20 protein-coding genes and 1 pseudogene are annotated in these 16,199 nt (G+C 73.4%); 19 read left to right on the top strand and 2 right to left on the bottom strand.

The features are described from left to right. Positions 1-20: 20 nt before the first annotated feature. Positions 21-794, bottom strand: coding sequence for a type I methionyl aminopeptidase (gene map / locus ACODR5_RS01400; RefSeq protein ID WP_460815334.1), 774 nt, complete (start codon positions 792-794; stop codon positions 21-23). A gap of 228 nt (positions 795-1,022) precedes the next feature. Between map and rplS the strand changes: the two genes are divergently transcribed. The 10 genes from rplS (at position 1,023) to ACODR5_RS01350 (ending at position 8,271) form a co-directional block, all read left to right on the top strand. Continuing rightward, the gene (gene rplS / locus ACODR5_RS01395; protein ID WP_449853279.1) at positions 1,023-1,373 is read left to right on the top strand and encodes a 50S ribosomal protein L19; all 351 of its coding nucleotides are present in this window, start codon (positions 1,023-1,025) and stop codon (positions 1,371-1,373) included. A gap of 196 nt (positions 1,374-1,569) precedes the next feature. Continuing rightward, positions 1,570-2,304, top strand: coding sequence for a signal peptidase I (lepB, locus tag ACODR5_RS01390; RefSeq protein ID WP_449853278.1), 735 nt, complete (start codon positions 1,570-1,572; stop codon positions 2,302-2,304). Continuing rightward, positions 2,301-2,960 carry a ribonuclease HII gene (gene rnhB, locus ACODR5_RS01385; RefSeq protein WP_449853277.1) on the top strand — a complete coding sequence of 220 codons (660 nt, stop codon included), beginning with the start codon at positions 2,301-2,303 and terminating at the stop codon, positions 2,958-2,960. The genes lepB and rnhB overlap by 4 nt, the downstream gene beginning before the upstream one ends. Before the next feature lie 87 nt (positions 2,961-3,047). Next, positions 3,048-3,374: a DUF2469 domain-containing protein gene (locus tag ACODR5_RS01380; protein ID WP_449853276.1), complete on the top strand. Its 327-nt coding sequence runs from the start codon at positions 3,048-3,050 to the stop codon at positions 3,372-3,374. Positions 3,375-3,496: 122 nt separating this feature from the next. Then, complete coding sequence (locus ACODR5_RS01375; RefSeq protein WP_449853275.1) at positions 3,497-3,859, top strand: YraN family protein; 363 nt, start codon at positions 3,497-3,499, stop codon at positions 3,857-3,859. Further along, positions 3,856-5,373 (top strand): YifB family Mg chelatase-like AAA ATPase, encoded by a 1,518-nt coding sequence (locus ACODR5_RS01370; RefSeq protein WP_488982489.1) that lies wholly within the window; start codon positions 3,856-3,858, stop codon positions 5,371-5,373. Before ACODR5_RS01375 ends, ACODR5_RS01370 begins: the two co-directional genes overlap by 4 nt. Then, the gene (dprA, locus tag ACODR5_RS01365) at positions 5,370-6,557 is read left to right on the top strand and encodes a DNA-processing protein DprA (RefSeq protein ID WP_488982488.1); all 1,188 of its coding nucleotides are present in this window, start codon (positions 5,370-5,372) and stop codon (positions 6,555-6,557) included. The genes ACODR5_RS01370 and dprA overlap by 4 nt, the downstream gene beginning before the upstream one ends. Before the next feature lie 155 nt (positions 6,558-6,712). Continuing rightward, the gene (locus tag ACODR5_RS01360) at positions 6,713-7,009 is read left to right on the top strand and encodes a hypothetical protein (RefSeq protein ID WP_488982487.1); all 297 of its coding nucleotides are present in this window, start codon (positions 6,713-6,715) and stop codon (positions 7,007-7,009) included. Next, a complete protein-coding gene (locus ACODR5_RS01355; RefSeq protein WP_488982486.1) occupies positions 7,006-7,299 on the top strand; it encodes a hypothetical protein in 294 nt (97 codons plus the stop codon). Before ACODR5_RS01360 ends, ACODR5_RS01355 begins: the two co-directional genes overlap by 4 nt. A gap of 69 nt (positions 7,300-7,368) precedes the next feature. Then, positions 7,369-8,271 (top strand): tyrosine recombinase XerC, encoded by a 903-nt coding sequence (locus ACODR5_RS01350; protein ID WP_488982485.1) that lies wholly within the window; start codon positions 7,369-7,371, stop codon positions 8,269-8,271. Between the two features lie 33 nt (positions 8,272-8,304). Here the strand turns inward: ACODR5_RS01350 and ACODR5_RS01345 are convergent, their stop codons facing one another. Beyond that, complete coding sequence (locus tag ACODR5_RS01345; protein WP_488982484.1) at positions 8,305-8,895, bottom strand: murein hydrolase activator EnvC family protein; 591 nt, start codon at positions 8,893-8,895, stop codon at positions 8,305-8,307. A gap of 293 nt (positions 8,896-9,188) precedes the next feature. On the opposite strand from ACODR5_RS01345, the gene rpsB reads away from it, so the two are divergent. The 9 genes and pseudogenes from rpsB to ACODR5_RS01300 all read left to right on the top strand — a co-directional run bounded on the left by rpsB (position 9,189) and on the right by ACODR5_RS01300 (position 16,191). Beyond that, on the top strand, positions 9,189-10,013 hold the full coding sequence (gene rpsB / locus ACODR5_RS01340) for a 30S ribosomal protein S2 (RefSeq protein ID WP_488982483.1): 825 nt from the start codon (positions 9,189-9,191) through the stop codon (positions 10,011-10,013). A 70-nt stretch (positions 10,014-10,083) separates the two neighbouring features. Beyond that, on the top strand, positions 10,084-10,911 hold the full coding sequence (gene tsf, locus ACODR5_RS01335; RefSeq protein ID WP_460815348.1) for a translation elongation factor Ts: 828 nt from the start codon (positions 10,084-10,086) through the stop codon (positions 10,909-10,911). 144 nt (positions 10,912-11,055) lie between these two features. After that, entirely contained in the window at positions 11,056-11,772 is a 717-nt protein-coding gene (gene pyrH, locus ACODR5_RS01330) for a UMP kinase (RefSeq protein ID WP_460815350.1), read from the top strand. Positions 11,773-11,865: 93 nt separating this feature from the next. Next, positions 11,866-12,420, top strand: a complete 555-nt coding sequence (frr, locus tag ACODR5_RS01325; protein WP_488982482.1) for a ribosome recycling factor — start codon at positions 11,866-11,868, stop codon at positions 12,418-12,420. A 9-nt stretch (positions 12,421-12,429) separates the two neighbouring features. After that, positions 12,430-13,479: a phosphatidate cytidylyltransferase gene (locus tag ACODR5_RS01320; protein WP_488982481.1), complete on the top strand. Its 1,050-nt coding sequence runs from the start codon at positions 12,430-12,432 to the stop codon at positions 13,477-13,479. A gap of 57 nt (positions 13,480-13,536) precedes the next feature. Then, positions 13,537-14,358 carry a DivIVA domain-containing protein gene (locus ACODR5_RS01315; protein ID WP_449853263.1) on the top strand — a complete coding sequence of 274 codons (822 nt, stop codon included), beginning with the start codon at positions 13,537-13,539 and terminating at the stop codon, positions 14,356-14,358. 418 nt (positions 14,359-14,776) lie between these two features. Continuing rightward, a pseudogene (locus ACODR5_RS01310) lies at positions 14,777-15,142 on the top strand (aggregation-promoting factor C-terminal-like domain-containing protein); the annotation flags it as partial. Between the two features lie 3 nt (positions 15,143-15,145). After that, complete coding sequence (locus ACODR5_RS01305; protein WP_449853262.1) at positions 15,146-15,451, top strand: hypothetical protein; 306 nt, start codon at positions 15,146-15,148, stop codon at positions 15,449-15,451. After that, complete coding sequence (locus tag ACODR5_RS01300) at positions 15,448-16,191, top strand: alpha/beta hydrolase (RefSeq protein WP_488982480.1); 744 nt, start codon at positions 15,448-15,450, stop codon at positions 16,189-16,191. The genes ACODR5_RS01305 and ACODR5_RS01300 overlap by 4 nt, the downstream gene beginning before the upstream one ends. Positions 16,192-16,199 lie beyond the last annotated feature (8 nt).

The following is a 16,199-nucleotide window of genomic DNA, read 5'->3' as shown; positions in this document are numbered from 1 at the left end:
GCGGCGTGAGCCGCGCCCGATCAGAGGTGCGAGCGGTCGGTGAGGATGATCGGGCCGTCCTCGGTGATCGCGACGGTGTGCTCGGAGTGCGCCCCGCGCGATCCGTCCACGGCGCGCAGCGTCCAGCCGTCCGGGTCGGTGAACAGCTCGTCGGTGGTCTGCAGCAGCCAGGGCTCGAGGGCGAGGACGAGGCCGGGCTTGAGCGGGTAGCCGCGGCCCGCGCGCCCGTCGTTCGGCACGTGCGGGTCGCCGTGCATCGTCCGGCCCACGCCGTGGCCGCCGAAGTCGGTGTTGATGGAGTAGCCGTCGCCGTGCGCGACCGCCGCGATGGCCGCCGAGATGTCGCCGATCCGGTTGCCGACGACGGCGGCGGCGATGGCGGCGTCGAGCGCGCGCTCGGTGGTCTCGATGAGGCGCAGGTCCTCGTCGCGCGGCGCGCCGACGATGAACGACACGGCGGAGTCCGCCACCCAGCCGTCGACGGAGACGGCGAAGTCGAGGGTGACGAGATCGCCGTCGCGCAGGTTGTAGTCGAACGGCAGCCCGTGCAGCACGGCGTCGTTGATCGACGTGCAGATGACCTTGCCGAAGGGCATGGCGCCGAACGACGGGTGGTAGTCGATGTAGCAGGACTCGGCGCCGGCGGCGCGGATCATGTCGTGCGCGCGCCGATCGATGTCGAGCAGGTTGGTGCCGACCTTCGTCTCGTCCTTCAGGGTGGCGAGCGTCTCGGCGACGAAGCGGCCGGCGGGCCGCATCTGCTCGATCTCGGCGGGCGTGCGCAGTTCGATCATGCGATCCATTCTCCCGGATGATCCGGGAGCGGACGCCGTGCGCTCCCATTTGGGCCGCTCGCCGATCCGTGGCAGAATGGACAGCTGTGCCGTGGCACGGTGCGCCGTTGCGCGCCGCCGCTTCGGTTCTGCCTCAGGGGAGCCGAGGGCCGGGATCCGGCCTCACCGCACGAGAATCTACTTCCTTCGATGGCGGTCGACCTGTGGCGGCCGCAGAAAGATTGCGCCATGAACCTCATTGACGCCGTCGACGCGGCATCGCTGCGTACCGACATCCCCGCGTTCGGCCCCGGCGACACCGTCAAGGTGCACGTGAACATCGTCGAGGGCTCGCGCTCGCGTGTCCAGGTCTTCCAGGGCGTCGTGATCGCCCGCCAGGGCGGCGGCGTGCGCGAGACCTTCACGGTCCGCAAGATCAGCTTCCAGGTGGGCGTGGAGCGCACGTTCCCGGTGCACTCGCCGGTCATCGACAAGATCGAGGTCGTCACCCGCGGTGACGTGCGTCGCGCGAAGCTGTACTACCTGCGCGAGCTGCGCGGCAAGAAGGCGAAGATCAAGGAGAAGCGCACCAACGCGTGACCCCTTCCGAAGCGCCCCGGTCTGTCGGACCGGGGCGCTTTCGCGTTCCCGGCCTCAGCGAGACAGCAACTGTGCGCCGAGACAGTGTGCACGCGCCGCTGTCTCGGCGCGCAAATGCTGTTTCGCCGAGGGGAGTGCACGGCGGGATGTGCGACGCTTGAAGCAGCGCCCGCTCCGGGGCCTGACGAAGGATCACATGAGCAGTTCAGACACCGCCGACGCCGCGCCCCGTACCCGCCGCCGCGGGATCGCCCTCTTCGCGCGGGACATCCTCGTGATCGTCGTGATCGCCGTCGTGGTGTCGTTCCTCGTGAAGACGTTCGTCGTCCGCTCGTTCTACATCCCATCCCCGTCGATGGAGGACACGCTTCTCATCGACGACCGGATCCTCGTGGACGAGCTGACGCCCCACTGGAACGAGTACGAGCGCGGCGAGATCGTCGTGTTCGCGGATCCGGGCGGATGGCTCGACACGCCTCCCCCGGCGGAGCGCACGCCCATCGAGGAGGGCATCGACTGGTTCCTCACGCTCATCGGCATCTCCGCCTCGGACTCCGAGGATCACCTCGTCAAGCGCGTCGTGGGGCTTCCCGGCGATCACGTGGTGTGCTGCAACGGTCTCGGGCAGATCACCGTGAACGGTCAGGCCGTCGACGAGCTGGGCTACCTCAAACTGCCCGCCGGCGACACGCGGGCCTCGAACGATCCGTTCGACGTCGTGGTGCCCGAGGGCTCGCTGTGGGTCATGGGCGACAACCGCGACCGCTCGAAGGATTCCCGCTACAACAGGGAACAGCCGGGCGACGGCTTCGTGCCGATCGACAACGTCGTGGGGCGGGTGTTCCTGCGCACGTGGCCGCTGGATCGCTTCGGGCCGATCGAGGGGACGAAGGCGTTCCAGAGCGTGCCGGATCCGGAGAGCGCGCAGTGACCGTCGTCGCGCCGCGCCTGACGCTCGAGCGGCGGCTGCTGCGCGAGACCCCGCTCGTGTTCGCGTGCGACGAGGTCGGCCGCGGCGCGCTGGCGGGGCCCGTCGCGGTGGGGGCCTCGGTGATCGACGCCGCCGACGCGCGCCGGCGCGTGCCGGAGGGACTGCGCGACTCCAAGCTCGTCTCGGAGCCGCGCCGCCCCGAGGTGGCCGCACGCGCCGCCTCGTGGGTGCGCGCGAGCGCCGTGGGCTGGGCGTCGGCCGCCGAGATCGACGAGATCGGGATCATCCGGGCGCTCGGGCTGGCGGCGCTGCGCGCCCTCGCCGCCGTCGAGGAGCAGGGCTTCGCCGCCGCCGCGGGCGTGGTGCTGCTGGACGGCAACCACGACTACATCACTCCGGCCGGCGGCCGGGGGCTCGACGTGCGCCCCGTCGTGAAGGGCGACCGCGACTGCGCGTCGATCTCGGCCGCGTCGGTGATCGCGAAGGTCGCGCGGGATGCGCACATGACGCTGCTGCACGACGATCATCCGCCGTACGAGTGGGGGCGCAACAAGGGGTACGCGAGCGCCGTGCACCGCGACGCGATCCGAGAGCACGGCCTCAGCCCGCACCACCGCCGCTCGTGGGCGATCGCCGACGCCCCGACGCTGTTCTGACGCGCCCGATCGGCGGCGCCCGGTGCCGTCGGCGGCGCGCGGCCGCGTGGATCCGCCGACTCCTCCGGCACATAGGATGGACGCACCATGGATGACGATGTCTTCGAGGACTATGACCGCGAACTCGAGCTGGCGCTGTACCGCGAGTATCGCGACGTCGTCGGTCAGTTCCAGTACGTGATCGAGACCGAGCGCCGCTTCTACCTCGCCAACGAGGTCTCCGTCGTCCGCCACGACACCGAGAACGACTTCTACTTCGAGCTCACGATGAGCGACGTGTGGGTGTGGGACATCTACCGCGCCGACCGCTTCGTGAAGTCGGTGCGCGTGCTGACGTTCAAGGACGTCAACATCGAGGAGCTGACCCGGCGCGACTTCCAGCTGCCGGAGGACCTCTCGCTCGACGGCAAGTGAGCCTGCCGCTCCGGCGCGCTCGCCTCGCTCACAGCTGACGGATCCGGCCGCACCGGCCCGATCCATCCACATCCTGCGTCGTTCCGCCCCGGCGGGCCCCTGCGTTCCACGACGCTGGGCGCATGGCACGCAAGGACGAACTGGGACGGGCGGGTGAGGAGCGCGCGGCGGCGCACCTGAGGGCGCGCGGCTACGAGATCCTCGACCGCAACTGGCGCTGCGACCAGGGCGAGCTCGACATCGTCGCGCTGCACGACGACGGAGTCGTCGCGGTGGAGGTGAAGACGCGCACCGGCACCCGGTTCGGGCACCCCTTCGAGGCCGTGGACGAGCGCAAGCTGCAGCGGCTGTGGCGCCTCGCCTACGCGTGGCGCCGCGCGCACCCGGCGCTCGCGCGGGGGCGCCGCCTGCGGGTGGACGTCATCGCGCTGATCGGGCCCGACCCCGCGGCGGCGCGGATCGAGCACGCCGAGGGGCTGTGGTGAGCGTCGCACGCACGTGGGCCGTGGCGCTGAACGGCCTGCGCGGCGCGCTGGTGGAGGTCGAGGCCGACGTCACCTCGCACACGCCGGAGTTCCGGATCATCGGCCTGCCGGACAAGACGCTCGGCGAGGCGGCGCGTCGGGTGGTGAGCGCGTGCGAGAACAGCGCCCTGCCGCTGCCGCGCCAGCGCATCACGGTGAACCTGTCGCCGGCGGCGCTGCCGAAGCACGGCTCGGCCTTCGACCTGGGCGTCGCGGTCGCCGCGCTCGCGATCGAGGGCGTCGTGGAGGCGGCGTCGATCGCCCGCACGGTGCACCTGGGCGAGCTCGGGCTCGACGGGCGGCTGCGCCCGGTGCCCGGCGTGCTGCCGGCCGTCCGCGCGGCCGCCTCGCGCGGCTTCGAGCGCGTGGTCGTGCCGCACGCCAACCGCGCCGAGGCGGAGCTGGTGCCGGGCGTCGAGGTGGTGGCCGCCGCCTCGCTCGCCGAAGTGGCCGCCCGGCACGGCGCCGAGATCGAGGTGCCCGACGTCGTGCCCGTGCGCCCCGACCGCCGGCCGGCGGGCCGCGACGAGACGGGGGACCTCAGCGAGGTGGTGGGGCAGCGGGAGGCCGTCGAGTCGCTCATCGTCGCGGCGGCCGGGGGCCATCACCTGCTGATGACCGGCCCGCCGGGCGCCGGCAAGACGATGCTCGCCAGCCGCCTGCCCGGCATCCTGCCGCCGCTCGACGACGAGGCGGCCCTCGAGATGGCGGCGCTGCGCTCGCTGGCGGGGGAGGAGGTCGAGGGTCTGTCCCGGCGGCCTCCGTTCGAGGCTCCGCATCACAGCGCCACGCCCGCGGCACTCGTCGGCGGGGGATCGCGCACGGCGCGACCGGGGGCGATCTCGCGCGCGAGCCGGGGCGTGCTGTTCATCGACGAGGCGAACGAGTCGCGCGCGGGGCTGCTCGACGCGCTGCGTCAGCCGCTGGAGCGCGGACGGATCGACATCCACCGCGCGGGGTTCACGGCCAGCTATCCCGCCCGCTTCCAGCTGGTGCTCGCGACGAACCCCTGCCCGTGCGGCGAGTTCGGGGTGCGCGGCGGCACGTGCGTGTGCGCGCCGAGCGTGGTGCGCACCTATCAGCGCAAGCTGTCGGGACCGCTGCTGGACCGCATCGACATCGAGCTGCACCTCACGCGGGTCACCGCCGCATCGGGGCGCGGAGACGTGTCGTCGGCCGCCGCGCGGGAGCGGGTCGTGGCGGCCCGCGAGCGCGCCGCGCAGCGGCTGCGCGGCACGCCGTGGCGCGTCAACGCCGACGTGCCGGGCGCGTGGCTGCGCGGCGACGGCCCGCCGATCCCGCCGTCGGCGCGGGGATCGCTCGATGCCGCGCTGCGCCGCGGCGCCATCACCCTGCGCGCCTACGACCGGATCCTGCGCGTCGCGTGGACGATCGCCGATCTCGCCGAGCGGGAGGTGCCCACGGCGGCCGACGTGGGGCGCGCGCTGTACCTGAAACGAGGGGGAGAGTCATGAGCGGCATCCTGCAGGAGCGCTCCGTGCGCGAGGCGGCCGAGCGGATGTGGCCGCACGCAGGCGACGACGCGCGCCGGACGCGCATCGCGCGCGCGGCGTGGTCCGTCCTCGCCGAGCCCGGCGACGGACCGGCCGGTCGGCTCGTCGCCGCCCTGGGGCCGGTGCGCGCCCTGTGCGCGATCGGCCGATCCGAGGGGCCGCCCTCCGGCTTCGACAGCGAGGCCTGGCGCGCGGCGGTGATGCGCTGGCGGCCGCGGCTGGCCGAGGGCGCGCGGCTCGTCGCGGCGGCGCTCGGCACGGCCGCGCAGCGCGGCCTCACGCTGCTCACCCCCGAGGACTCCGACGCGTGGCCGACGCAGCTGGCGGATCTCGGCGACCACGCGCCCGCGGCGCTGTGGGTGCGCGGCGATCCCGGGGTGCTCAGGAGCCTCGAGCGCGCCGCGGCGATCGTGGGCGCCCGCGCCGCGAGCGGGTACGGCGAGCACGTCGCGACGGAGCTCGCCGGCGACCTCGCCCTCGACGGCATCCCCGTCGTCTCGGGTGCCGCGTACGGCATCGACGGGGCCGCGCACCGTGCCGCCCTCCGCGAGCGGGGCGCCACCGTGGCGGTGCTCGCGGGCGGCGTGGACCGCGTGTACCCCGCGGGCCACGCGCATCTGCTCGGCAGCATCGCCGAGTCGGGCGCGGTCGTGAGCGAGGTGGCGCCCGGCACGCCGCCCACGAAGTTCCGCTTCCTCATGCGGAACCGGCTCATCGCGTGCCTGACGGGGGCGACCGTCGTGGTCGAGGCCGGCTGGTTCAGCGGATCGCTCAACACGGCGTCGCACGCCGCGAGCCTGGGCCGCCCGCTGGGAGCCGTGCCGGGGTCGATCGTGTCGGCGACCTCGGCGGGGTGCCATCGCCTGCTGCGGGAGTTCGACGCCGTCTGCATCACCGGTGCGGCCGACGTCAAGGAGCTGCTGGGCGTCGGCCCGGCGGCGGAAGGGGGCGCCGGCGGCGCGCGCGAGGACCCGACCGTCACGCGCGTCGCCGACGCCCTCGGCACACGCTCCTGGCGCACGGCCGACGAGGTCGCGCTCGGCAGCGGCGTCGCGGTCGCCGAGGTGGAGGCGGCGCTGGGCGTGCTCGCGCTGGAGGGTCGCGCCGAGCGCGACGGCTCGGCCTGGCGTTTGGCGGCGCGGTGAGGTCCGGGTGCGCGTGGGGTCGGCCGGATCGGCGCGCGTCCTTCTACGCGGGTCGCGCGCCCGGTGCAACCCCGTTGCCGATCGGGGGTCCGCGTCGTGAAGTGGGGACGCGGGGCGCGGTCCGCGCCCGCGGACCGATACGGGGAGGAACGCGCATGAGCGACGACGGCCAGACCTTCGACCCACAGACCCTCGAACCTCGGTCTCTGGACCCGCGGGGTGCGCCGGGGCCCGAGGAGGCACGGGGCGGCGCGGAAGGGCCGACGGGCAGCGACGGGCAGCTCGGCGCCGACGCGCCGAGCGGCGACGCGGGACTTGCCGGTGCCCATGAGGTGGGCGAGGGCGCGATGCCCGGAGGGGCCGACAGTCCGAGCGACGTGTACGGCGACGACGGTCTGTACGACGACGGTCTGGGCGCCGAAGCCCTGGACGAGGAGGAGGGCCAGCTGTGACCGACGACACCGTGGGCGAGCCCCTGCCCGAGGAGCGCGACGGCGAGGCCACGACCGACGAGGCGGCGCTGCGCGACGCCGCGGAGTACAACCGGATCGCGACGGAGCAGGGGGTGGCCGACCCCGGCGGCTTCCCGGCGCCGGAGTCCGGAGGCGCGGACGTGAGCGACGTGCCGGATCGTCCGGACGCGGTCGAATCGTCGCTCGAGTCGGCAGCCGACGACGAGGACCCGCTGGCGCCCGACGACCGCGCGGACGACGCCGTCGAGGAGCTCGGCCCGCCCCAGTAGCGGATCGGCTCGCGCGGCTGAGCCGCGGGTCGCGCCGCGCACGTCGGACGGGCGCGGCATGCTGGAGGCATGCAGCTGGAGCGGGCCGTCGAGGTGTTCGCGGCGCACCTCGAGCGGGTGCGACGCCTGTCGCCCGCGACCGTGCGCGCGTACCGGAACGACCTGCGCGACCTGCGCGCCACGCTCGGCGACCTCGAGATCGGTGAGATCGACCTCGAGCACCTGCGCGAGTGGCAGTGGGCTGCCACCCGGCGCGGCGACGCACGCTCGACGCTCGCGCGGCGCACGTCGTCGGCGCGCGCGTTCTTCGGGTGGGCGCGCGAGGAGGGGCTCGTGGAGGTCGATCCCAGCCTGCGCCTCGTCTCGCCCAAGCGCGGCCGCACGCTGCCCCAGGTCGCGGCGGCCGACGCGCTCGGTGAGGTGCTCGAGCGCGCGGCCGCGGCCGCCGCCGACGGCGACCCCCTGGCCCTGCGCGATCACGCGGCTCTCGAGCTGCTGTACGGGGCGGGCATCCGCGTGTCGGAGCTGTGCGGCCTCGATGTCGACGATCTCGACGGCGAACGCGCGACCGTGCGCGTGCTGGGCAAGGGGGCCAAGGAACGCGTCGTCCCGTTCGGTGCGCCGGCGGGCCGCGCCCTGTCCGCCTACCTCACGCGCGGGCGACCCGTGCTCGCGGCACGGGCGGACGATGCGACGCCCGCCCTGTTCCTCGGGGCGCGCGGCCGCCGCGTGGGCCCCCGCGCGGTCTACGACGTCGTGACCCGCCACGTCGGGCCGGCCGTCGGCTCCTCGGCCGTCGGGCCGCACGCCCTGCGGCACTCCGCGGCCACGCACCTGCTCGACGGGGGCGCCGACCTGCGGGCGGTGCAGGAGATCCTCGGTCACGCGAGCCTCGGCACGACGCAGATCTATACGCACGTCTCGTCCGAGCGGCTGCGTGCCGCCTACGCGCTCGCCCATCCGCGGGCCTGAGACGCCGCGAGGGGCCGGGCCCGAGCGGTCGCCTCAGCAGCAGGGCAGCAGCACCGCCCGGGGCACGCCGCCCAGCAGCAGCAGCGGATTGACGTACGCCCCCTGCAGCCGCACCCCGAAGTGCACCGACCCCGCCGGAGCGTGCCCGCCGGTCGCGACGGTGCCGACCACATCGCCGCGGGCGACGGCGTCGCCGGCGGAGAGGTCGGTGACGACCGGCTCGAACGTGGTGACGAGCCCGTCGCCGTGGTCGATCGTGATCACCGGCCGGTCGACCACGACGCCCACGAAGGCGACGGTGCCCGACGCGGGCGATCTCACCTCTCCGCCGGCGGCGAGGTCGATGCCGCGGTGGCCGGGGCCGTAGGCGTGCGGGGGCGCGACATAGGGTGCGACGATGCGCACGGGGGCGACGGGCCACTCCCAGCGCTCGCGCGTGGGGATCTCGGAGGCGCCCGTCTCGGCGGACACGACGATGCGGGCCGGTGTGCTCGGCTCCGGACCGCGCGCCGCGGCGACCGTGGAGGCCCGGTCGAGGGCGGCCGGCGGCATCGCCCCGGCGGGGGTCGCCGAGACGAGCACGATGAGGGCGGAGAGGACGAGTGCGGCGGCGATTCGGGACATGGATCCCACGATCCGCGGGGACGGGGAGGCGCGGGGCGCGGGAGCCCGGATTGTGGACGAATCGCGCGGTTTCGCCGCCTGTGGACGGGGCGGAACGCGGCGCGGCGCCGGCCCCGCTGCTGGTATGCTGGCAGGGCACCTCGCTGAGTCGGGGTGACTTCGCGTGTCCACAGCGATCTCGATCGCGGCGCATCGCTCCCCACGGTCCCTCGGAAGAGGGCGGGAGCGCGTCGGGCACCAGGCTCGCCGGCCGACCGGTCCGGCAGAACAACCGCAACAGAAGGAGAACGGCCATGGCCGTCGTCACCATTCGCCAGCTGCTCGACAGCGGCGTCCACTTCGGACACCAGACCCGCCGGTGGAACCCGAAGGTCAAGCGCTTCATCCTCACGGAGCGCTCGGGCATCCACATCATCGACCTGCAGCAGTCGCTCGCCTACATCGACAAGGCGTACGACTTCGTCAAGGAGACGGTCGCCCGCGGCGGCACCGTGCTCTTCGTCGGCACGAAGAAGCAGGCGCAGGAGGTGCTCGCCGAGCAGGCCACCCGCGTCGGCCAGCCCTACGTCAACGAGCGCTGGCTCGGTGGTCTGCTGACCAACTTCCAGACCGTCTCGAAGCGCCTCGCCCGCATGAAGGAGCTCGAGGAGCTCGACTACGACAACCCCGCCGAGTCGGGCTTCACGAAGAAGGAGCTCCTTCTCAAGAAGCGCGAGCTCGACAAGCTGCACAAGTCGCTGGGCGGCATCCGCAACCTCACCAAGACGCCGTCGGCCCTGTGGGTCGTCGACGCCAAGCGCGAGCACCTCGCGATCGACGAGGCCAAGAAGCTGGGCATCCCGGTGATCGGCATCCTCGACACGAACGTCGACCCCGACGACCTGCAGTTCCCGATCCCGGGCAACGACGACGCGATCCGCTCGGTGTCGCTGCTGACGCGCATCATCGCCGACGCCGCGGCCGAGGGCCTGCAGCAGAAGCACAACCCCGAGGCGGGCGACGCCGAGCCGCTCGCCGAGTGGGAGCAGGAGCTCCTCTCGGGCGAGACCGAGGCCCCCGCGGCCGCGGCCACCGAGGCTCCTGCCGACGCCCCCGCCGAGGCAGCCCCCGCCGAGTAATTCTCCCGGTCCGCCGGTCCCGCACGGGGCCGGCGGATCACCCGAAACGAACCAAGGAGAGCCAGGACATATGGCCAACTTCAGCATCGCCGACATCAAGGCCCTGCGCGAGCAGCTCGGCACGGGCATGGTCGACACCAAGAAGGCGCTCGAGGAGGCCGACGGCAACGTCGAGAAGGCCATCGAGATCCTCCGCCTGAAGGGTGCGAAGGGCAACGCCAAGCGCGCCGACCGCGCCACCAGCGAGGGCCTCGTGGTCGCTCGCGAGCAGGACGGCAAGGCGACGCTCATCGAGCTCGCGTGCGAGACCGACTTCGTCGCGAAGAACGACCGCTTCATCGCGCTGGCCGAGAAGGTGGCCGACGCGGTCGCCGCCGCGGCCGCCGAGAACGTCGAGGCGGCGCTGGCCGCGTCGGCCGGCGAGCAGACCGTCGACCAGCTGATCGCCGACGAGGCCGCCATCATCGGCGAGAAGGTGGAGCTGCGCCGTGTCGCCACGCTCAGCGGCGACGCGTTCCAGGTGTACCTGCACAAGACGAGCAAGGACCTGCCGCCGCAGGTCGGCGTCGTCGTGGCCTACTCGGGCGACGACGCCGAGACGGCGCGCAGCATCGCGCAGCACATCTCGTTCGCCGACCCGGCGTACCTGACGCGCGACGAGGTTCCGGCCGAGGTCGTCGAGAAGGAGCGCGACATCGTCACCGAGATCTCGCGCAACGAGGGCAAGCCCGAGGCCGCCTTGCCGAAGATCGTCGAGGGCCGCGTGAACGCGTTCTTCAAGCAGGTCGTGCTGCTCGACCAGCCGTACGCGAAGGACAACAAGCTGTCGATCGAGCAGGTCGCGAAGGACGCCGGGATCACGATCACCGGCTTCGCCCGCTTCAAGGTCGGCGCGTAAGCACCACGAGGGGGCTCGGATCCGCGGGATCCGGGCCCCCTTCCCATGCCCGGGGCGCCGCTCACGGGCTCGGCACAGGGTCAGCCGATCGCATCGCGATACGGTGAGAGACGGCAGAGCGACAGCCGGTACAGGAGAGACAACATGCGAGAGAGCACCGGGCGCCGCCGCGTCCTTCTGAAGCTGTCGGGAGAGGCGTTCGGCGGGGGTCAGCTGGGTGTGAACCCGGACGTCGTCAGCCAGATCGCGCGCGAGATCGCCGCCGCCACCGAGTCGGTCGAGATCGCGATCGTCGTCGGCGGTGGCAACTTCTTCCGCGGTGCGGAGCTCAGCCAGCGCGGCATGGACCGCGGGCGCGCCGACTACATGGGCATGCTCGGCACGGTCATGAACGCGCTCGCCCTGCAGGACTTCCTCGAGCAGGCCGGCGCCGCCACGCGCGTGCAGTCGGCGATCGAGATGACGCAGGTCGCCGAGCCGTACATCCCGCGCCGCGCCGAGCGCCACCTCGAGAAGGGCCGCGTCGTGATCTTCGGAGCGGGCGCCGGTCTGCCGTACTTCTCCACCGACACCGTGGCCGCCCAGCGCGCGCTCGAGATCCGCGCGAGCGAGGTGCTCGTGGCCAAGAACGGCGTGGACGGCGTCTACACGGCCGATCCGCGCACCGACCCCACCGCCACGCGACTGGATCGCGTCACCTACGGCGACGCGCTGCAGCGCGGCCTCAAGGTGGTCGACTCCACGGCGTTCAGCCTGTGCATGGACAACGGCATGGACATGCGGGTGTTCGGCATGGAGCCGACCGGCAACGTCACCAAGGCGCTGCTCGGCGAGGAGATCGGCACGATCGTCACCGCCTGATCCGCACGGATCCGCGCCGAAGGCGCATTCGCGGGGGCGAGGGCGCCCCGCGACTAGACTCGACCCAGTTCCCCACGACGAATGGAGTGACCCGTGATCGCGGATGTCATGACCGAGGCGACCGAGCGCATGGACCGCGCCGTCGATGCCGCGAAGGAGGACTTCGCCACCGTCCGCACCGGACGCGCCAACCCGCAGCTGTTCCAGCGGCTGATGGTCGACTACTACGGCACGCTCACGCCGCTGCAGCAGCTGGCCTCGCTGCAGAACCCCGAGGCGCGCACGCTCATCGTCACGCCGTACGACAAGTCGGCGCTGAAGGCGATCGAGGACGCGATCCGCGACATGCCGAACCTCGGGGCGAACCCGACCAACGACGGCAACATCGTGCGCATCACGATGCCCGAGCTGACCGCCGAGCGCCGCAAGGAGTACGTCAAGCTCGTCAAGGCGAAGGCCGAGGACGCCAAGGTGCGCATCCGCGGCATCCGCCGGCAGATCAAGGACGACCTCGACGCGCTGAAGGACGAGATCGGCGAGGACGACATCGCCCGCGCCGAGAAGGAGCTCGACGCGCTGACCAAGGCCCACGTCGACCAGGTCGACGAGGCGCTGAAGCACAAAGAGGCCGAGCTCCTCGAGGTCTGAGGCCGGCAGATGACCGACTCTCCCGACGACGCCGCCGGCACCCCGCGCACCCGCCGCGAGGCCGCGGCGCGCCGTGACGACGCGGTGCCGCCGACCGTCGTCGCCGGACGCGTCGAGGGGCGCGATCCGCACGAGCACGCGCGGGCGCACCTGGAGCACGCGCGCGACCAGCTGGGGCACGCCCGCGAGCAGTTCGAGGCGACGAACGAGCGCATCAAGGCGCGCACGGGCCGCGATCTGCTCCTCGCGATCCTCACGGGCCTGGTGCTGGGGGCGCTCGTGCTCGCCTCGCTGCTGTTCGTGAAGTGGACCTTCGTCCTCGTCGCCGTCGCGGGCGCCGGTTTCGGCACCTTCGAGCTGGTCCGCGCCATGCAGGCGGGCGGCCGGCGCGTCGACGTCGCACCGCAGCTGATCGCGGTCCCGCTCATCCTGCTTCCCGCGTACGCGTCGGAGCACTGGCTGCACTGGACGGCCCTGTTCGCCGCCGTGTTCCTCATCGTCGTGTGGCGGCTGCTCGGCCAGATGGCGGCGCGCGATGGCCGGACCTACGGCGACGTCCTGGGCGACGTCCTCGCATCGGGCCTCGTCCCCGTGTACGTGTCGCTGCTCGCGAGCCTCGCGCTGGCGCTGCTGCGCCAGCCGGACGGCGAGTGGTGGGTGCTGGCGTTCCTCATCGCGGTGATCGCCGCCGACACGGGCGCCTACGCGGCCGGCCTCGCGTTCGGACGCCATCCGATGGCCCCGCGCATCAGCCCCAAGAAGACCTGGGAGGGCTTCGCCGGCGCGGCCCTCGCCGCGCTGACCGCCGGTGCGCTGCTCGCGCAGTTCATGCTGGGGATGCCGTGGTGGACGGGGCTCGTCTTCGGCGCCGTCATCCTCGGCACGGCCACGGTGGGCGACCTGGGCGAGTCGATGCTCAAGCGCGACCTGGGCATCAAGGACATGAGCTCGTGGCTGCCGGGCCACGGCGGCGTGCTCGACCGGCTCGACAGCATCCTGCTCTCGGCCGCGGCGGCGTACGCGCTGCACGCGCTGCTCTCGCCGCTGGGCGGGATGTGAGTCCGCATGCGCAGGAGCGACGGGCCGGCGGACGGACGGGATGACACGGAGGCGGATGTGACGCACGAGACCGAGGCGGCCGACACGACGGGTGCGCAGCCCGTCATCGGCGGCGTGACCGCGCTGCTCCACGTGATGGGTGACGAGCCGGGCCTGCGCGACACGGACGCGCCCGCACCCCCGGAGGCCTTCGACGAGACGCTCGGCGCGCCGGCACCCACGGTCCGCGTCGCGGCGCCCGCCGCGGCCGCCGCGCCGGAGCCGCGGGACGCGCGAGCGGATGTCGCGCCGGTCTCGACCGAGCCGGACGACGCGGCGCCCTCTGCCGGGGGCGGCAAGCACCTGCCCTTCCCCGTGATGCACGGTCGCGAGCGCGGCTACCGCCGCGACGCCGTCGAGGCGTTCATGGCGCGGGCGCGCGAGGCGTTCGAGCGCGGCGACGACACCGTCGACGCGCGCGCCGTGCGTCAGGCGGGCTTCCCGCTCGTGCGCGGCGGCTACCAGATCGCCGCGGTCGATGCGGCGCTGGGGCGGATCGAGGACGCGTTCGCGGCACGCGAGCGACAGGCGGCGATCGCGGCGGAGGGACCCGAGGCCTGGGTCGAGCGCGCGCGTGCCGAGGCGCAGGTGATCCTCGAGCGGCTGGCCCGACCCGCCGGCCGCCGCTTCGATCGCGTCGGCCCGCTCTCGTTCGGCTACGCGCCCAAGGAGGTCGACATCGTCGCCGACCGGATCAGCGCGTTCCTGCAGGACGGCGACCCTCTCACGGCGGAGCAGGTGCGCTCGGCAGCCTTCCGCATGTCGCGCGGCGGCTACCGCGAGGAGCAGGTCGACGCCCTGCTCGATGCCGTGGTCGACGTCATCCTCGCCGTGCGCTGATACGCGGATCAGATCACGGAACCGTAACGACCCTGGTACAGTAGGCCCCACTGTGACTTCCACACCCGAACCTCCCACCCGAAAGACGCTGTCGCGGCGCGAGACGCGAGCCCTCGTCGCGCGCGCGGGCGTCGGACCGTCGCGCCCCGCCACGGCCTGGTCGGCGAAGCGCGCCGTCGCGAGCGTGATCGCGGGAGCCGCCGCCGTCGGATTCCTCGCCTCGTACCTCGCGCCCACCGTGGCCGCCATGGCGGAGCCGGGGCAGGAGGACGTCACCTCGGCCTACGCCGAGACGGTGGCCGACGCCCAGATCTACACGGCGCCGGCCGATCTGTCCGTCGCGACGTCGCTCACGAGCACGGCGTACGAGATCTACGTCACGCCGACTCCCACTCCGACGCCCACGCCCGAGCCGGCGGAGGTCGCGGCGGAGCCCGCGTCGTCGTCCGCCCCGGTCATCCCCGCCTTCGCCGCGCCGGATCCCGGCAGCGCCCAGGCGGTCGCGTACGGCATGGTCGCGGCGCGCGGCTGGGGCGACGACCAGTTCTCGTGCCTCGTCGCCCTGTGGAACAAGGAGTCCGGCTGGCGCGTGAACGCGTACAACGCCTCGAGCGGCGCCTACGGCATCCCGCAGTCGCTGCCCGGCAGCAAGATGGCCAGCCACGGCGCCGACTGGCAGACCAACCCCGCCACGCAGATCGCCTGGGGCCTCGACTACATCGCGGGCCGCTACGGCACCCCGTGCGGAGCCTGGGGCCACTCGCAGTCGGTCGGCTGGTATTGAGCCGTGCCGCGGTCGAATCGCCCGCGAGGGCGTCGACCCGGCGGCGGTGACGAGTCGGGCGACGCCTCGTTCGAGCGCCTGCTCGCCGGTTGGAAGCGCACCGAGACGCGACGCGGCCGGGACTACACGGTTCAGCCGGTCACGGGCGCGCGCACCGAGAAGACGTACACGTGCCCCGGGTGCGCCCAGACGATCGAGGTGGGCACGCCCCACGTGGTCGTGTGGCGCGAGGACGGGATCCTCGGCCCCCAGGCCGACCTCGCCGCGCGGCGGCACTGGCACAACCACTGCTGGAGGATCAACGGATGACCGACGCGAGCACCGGGGCCGAGCCCACCGAGATCCGCGGGGCCACGCTGCTGCCCGCGCGGCGCGAGGACGTCGAGCTGCGCACCGCGGACGGGCTGACCCTCGTCGGCGAGCTGTCGCTGCCGGCCGAGCGCGAGCCCGTCGCCACGCTCGTGACGCTGCACCCGCTGCCCACCGCGGGCGGCTTCATGGACTCGCACATCATCCGCAAGGCGGCGGCGCGGCTGCCCGCCCTCGCCGATCTCGCGGTGCTCCGCTTCAACACGCGCGGCACGACCTCGCCGCGTGGCACGAGCGAGGGGGCCTTCGCCGAGGGCGTCGACGAGCGCCTCGACGTCGCCGCGGCGATGGCGCTGGTCGCGGAGCGCGGCCTGCCCGATCCGTGGATCGTCGGGTGGTCGTTCGGCACCGAGCTCGCGCTGAAGTACGGCAGGGAGCACGACATCCGCGGCATGGTGCTGCTCTCGCCGCCGCTGCACCGCGCGACGGACGACGACCTGCGCGCGTGGAACGGCGATCCGCGCCCGATCGTGGCGCTCATCCCCGAGCACGACGACTTCCTGCGGCCCGCGGAGGCCGCGCGGCGCTTCGCCGTGGCGCCGGGCATCCGGCTCATCGACGTGGAGGACGGCAAGCACCTGTGGGTGGGCGAGAAGCAGACCTACCGCGTGCTCACCGAGATCGTGAACGTCGTGAACCCGGGCGCGCTGCCGCTGCCGACCACCTGGCCCACCGACTGAGGCGAGGC

The sequence above is a fragment of the Microbacterium sp. FG3 genome, from assembly GCF_057809335.1.
Note: the sequence above shows the minus strand (reverse complement) of the source record. Positions and strands in the feature narration are given on the sequence as shown.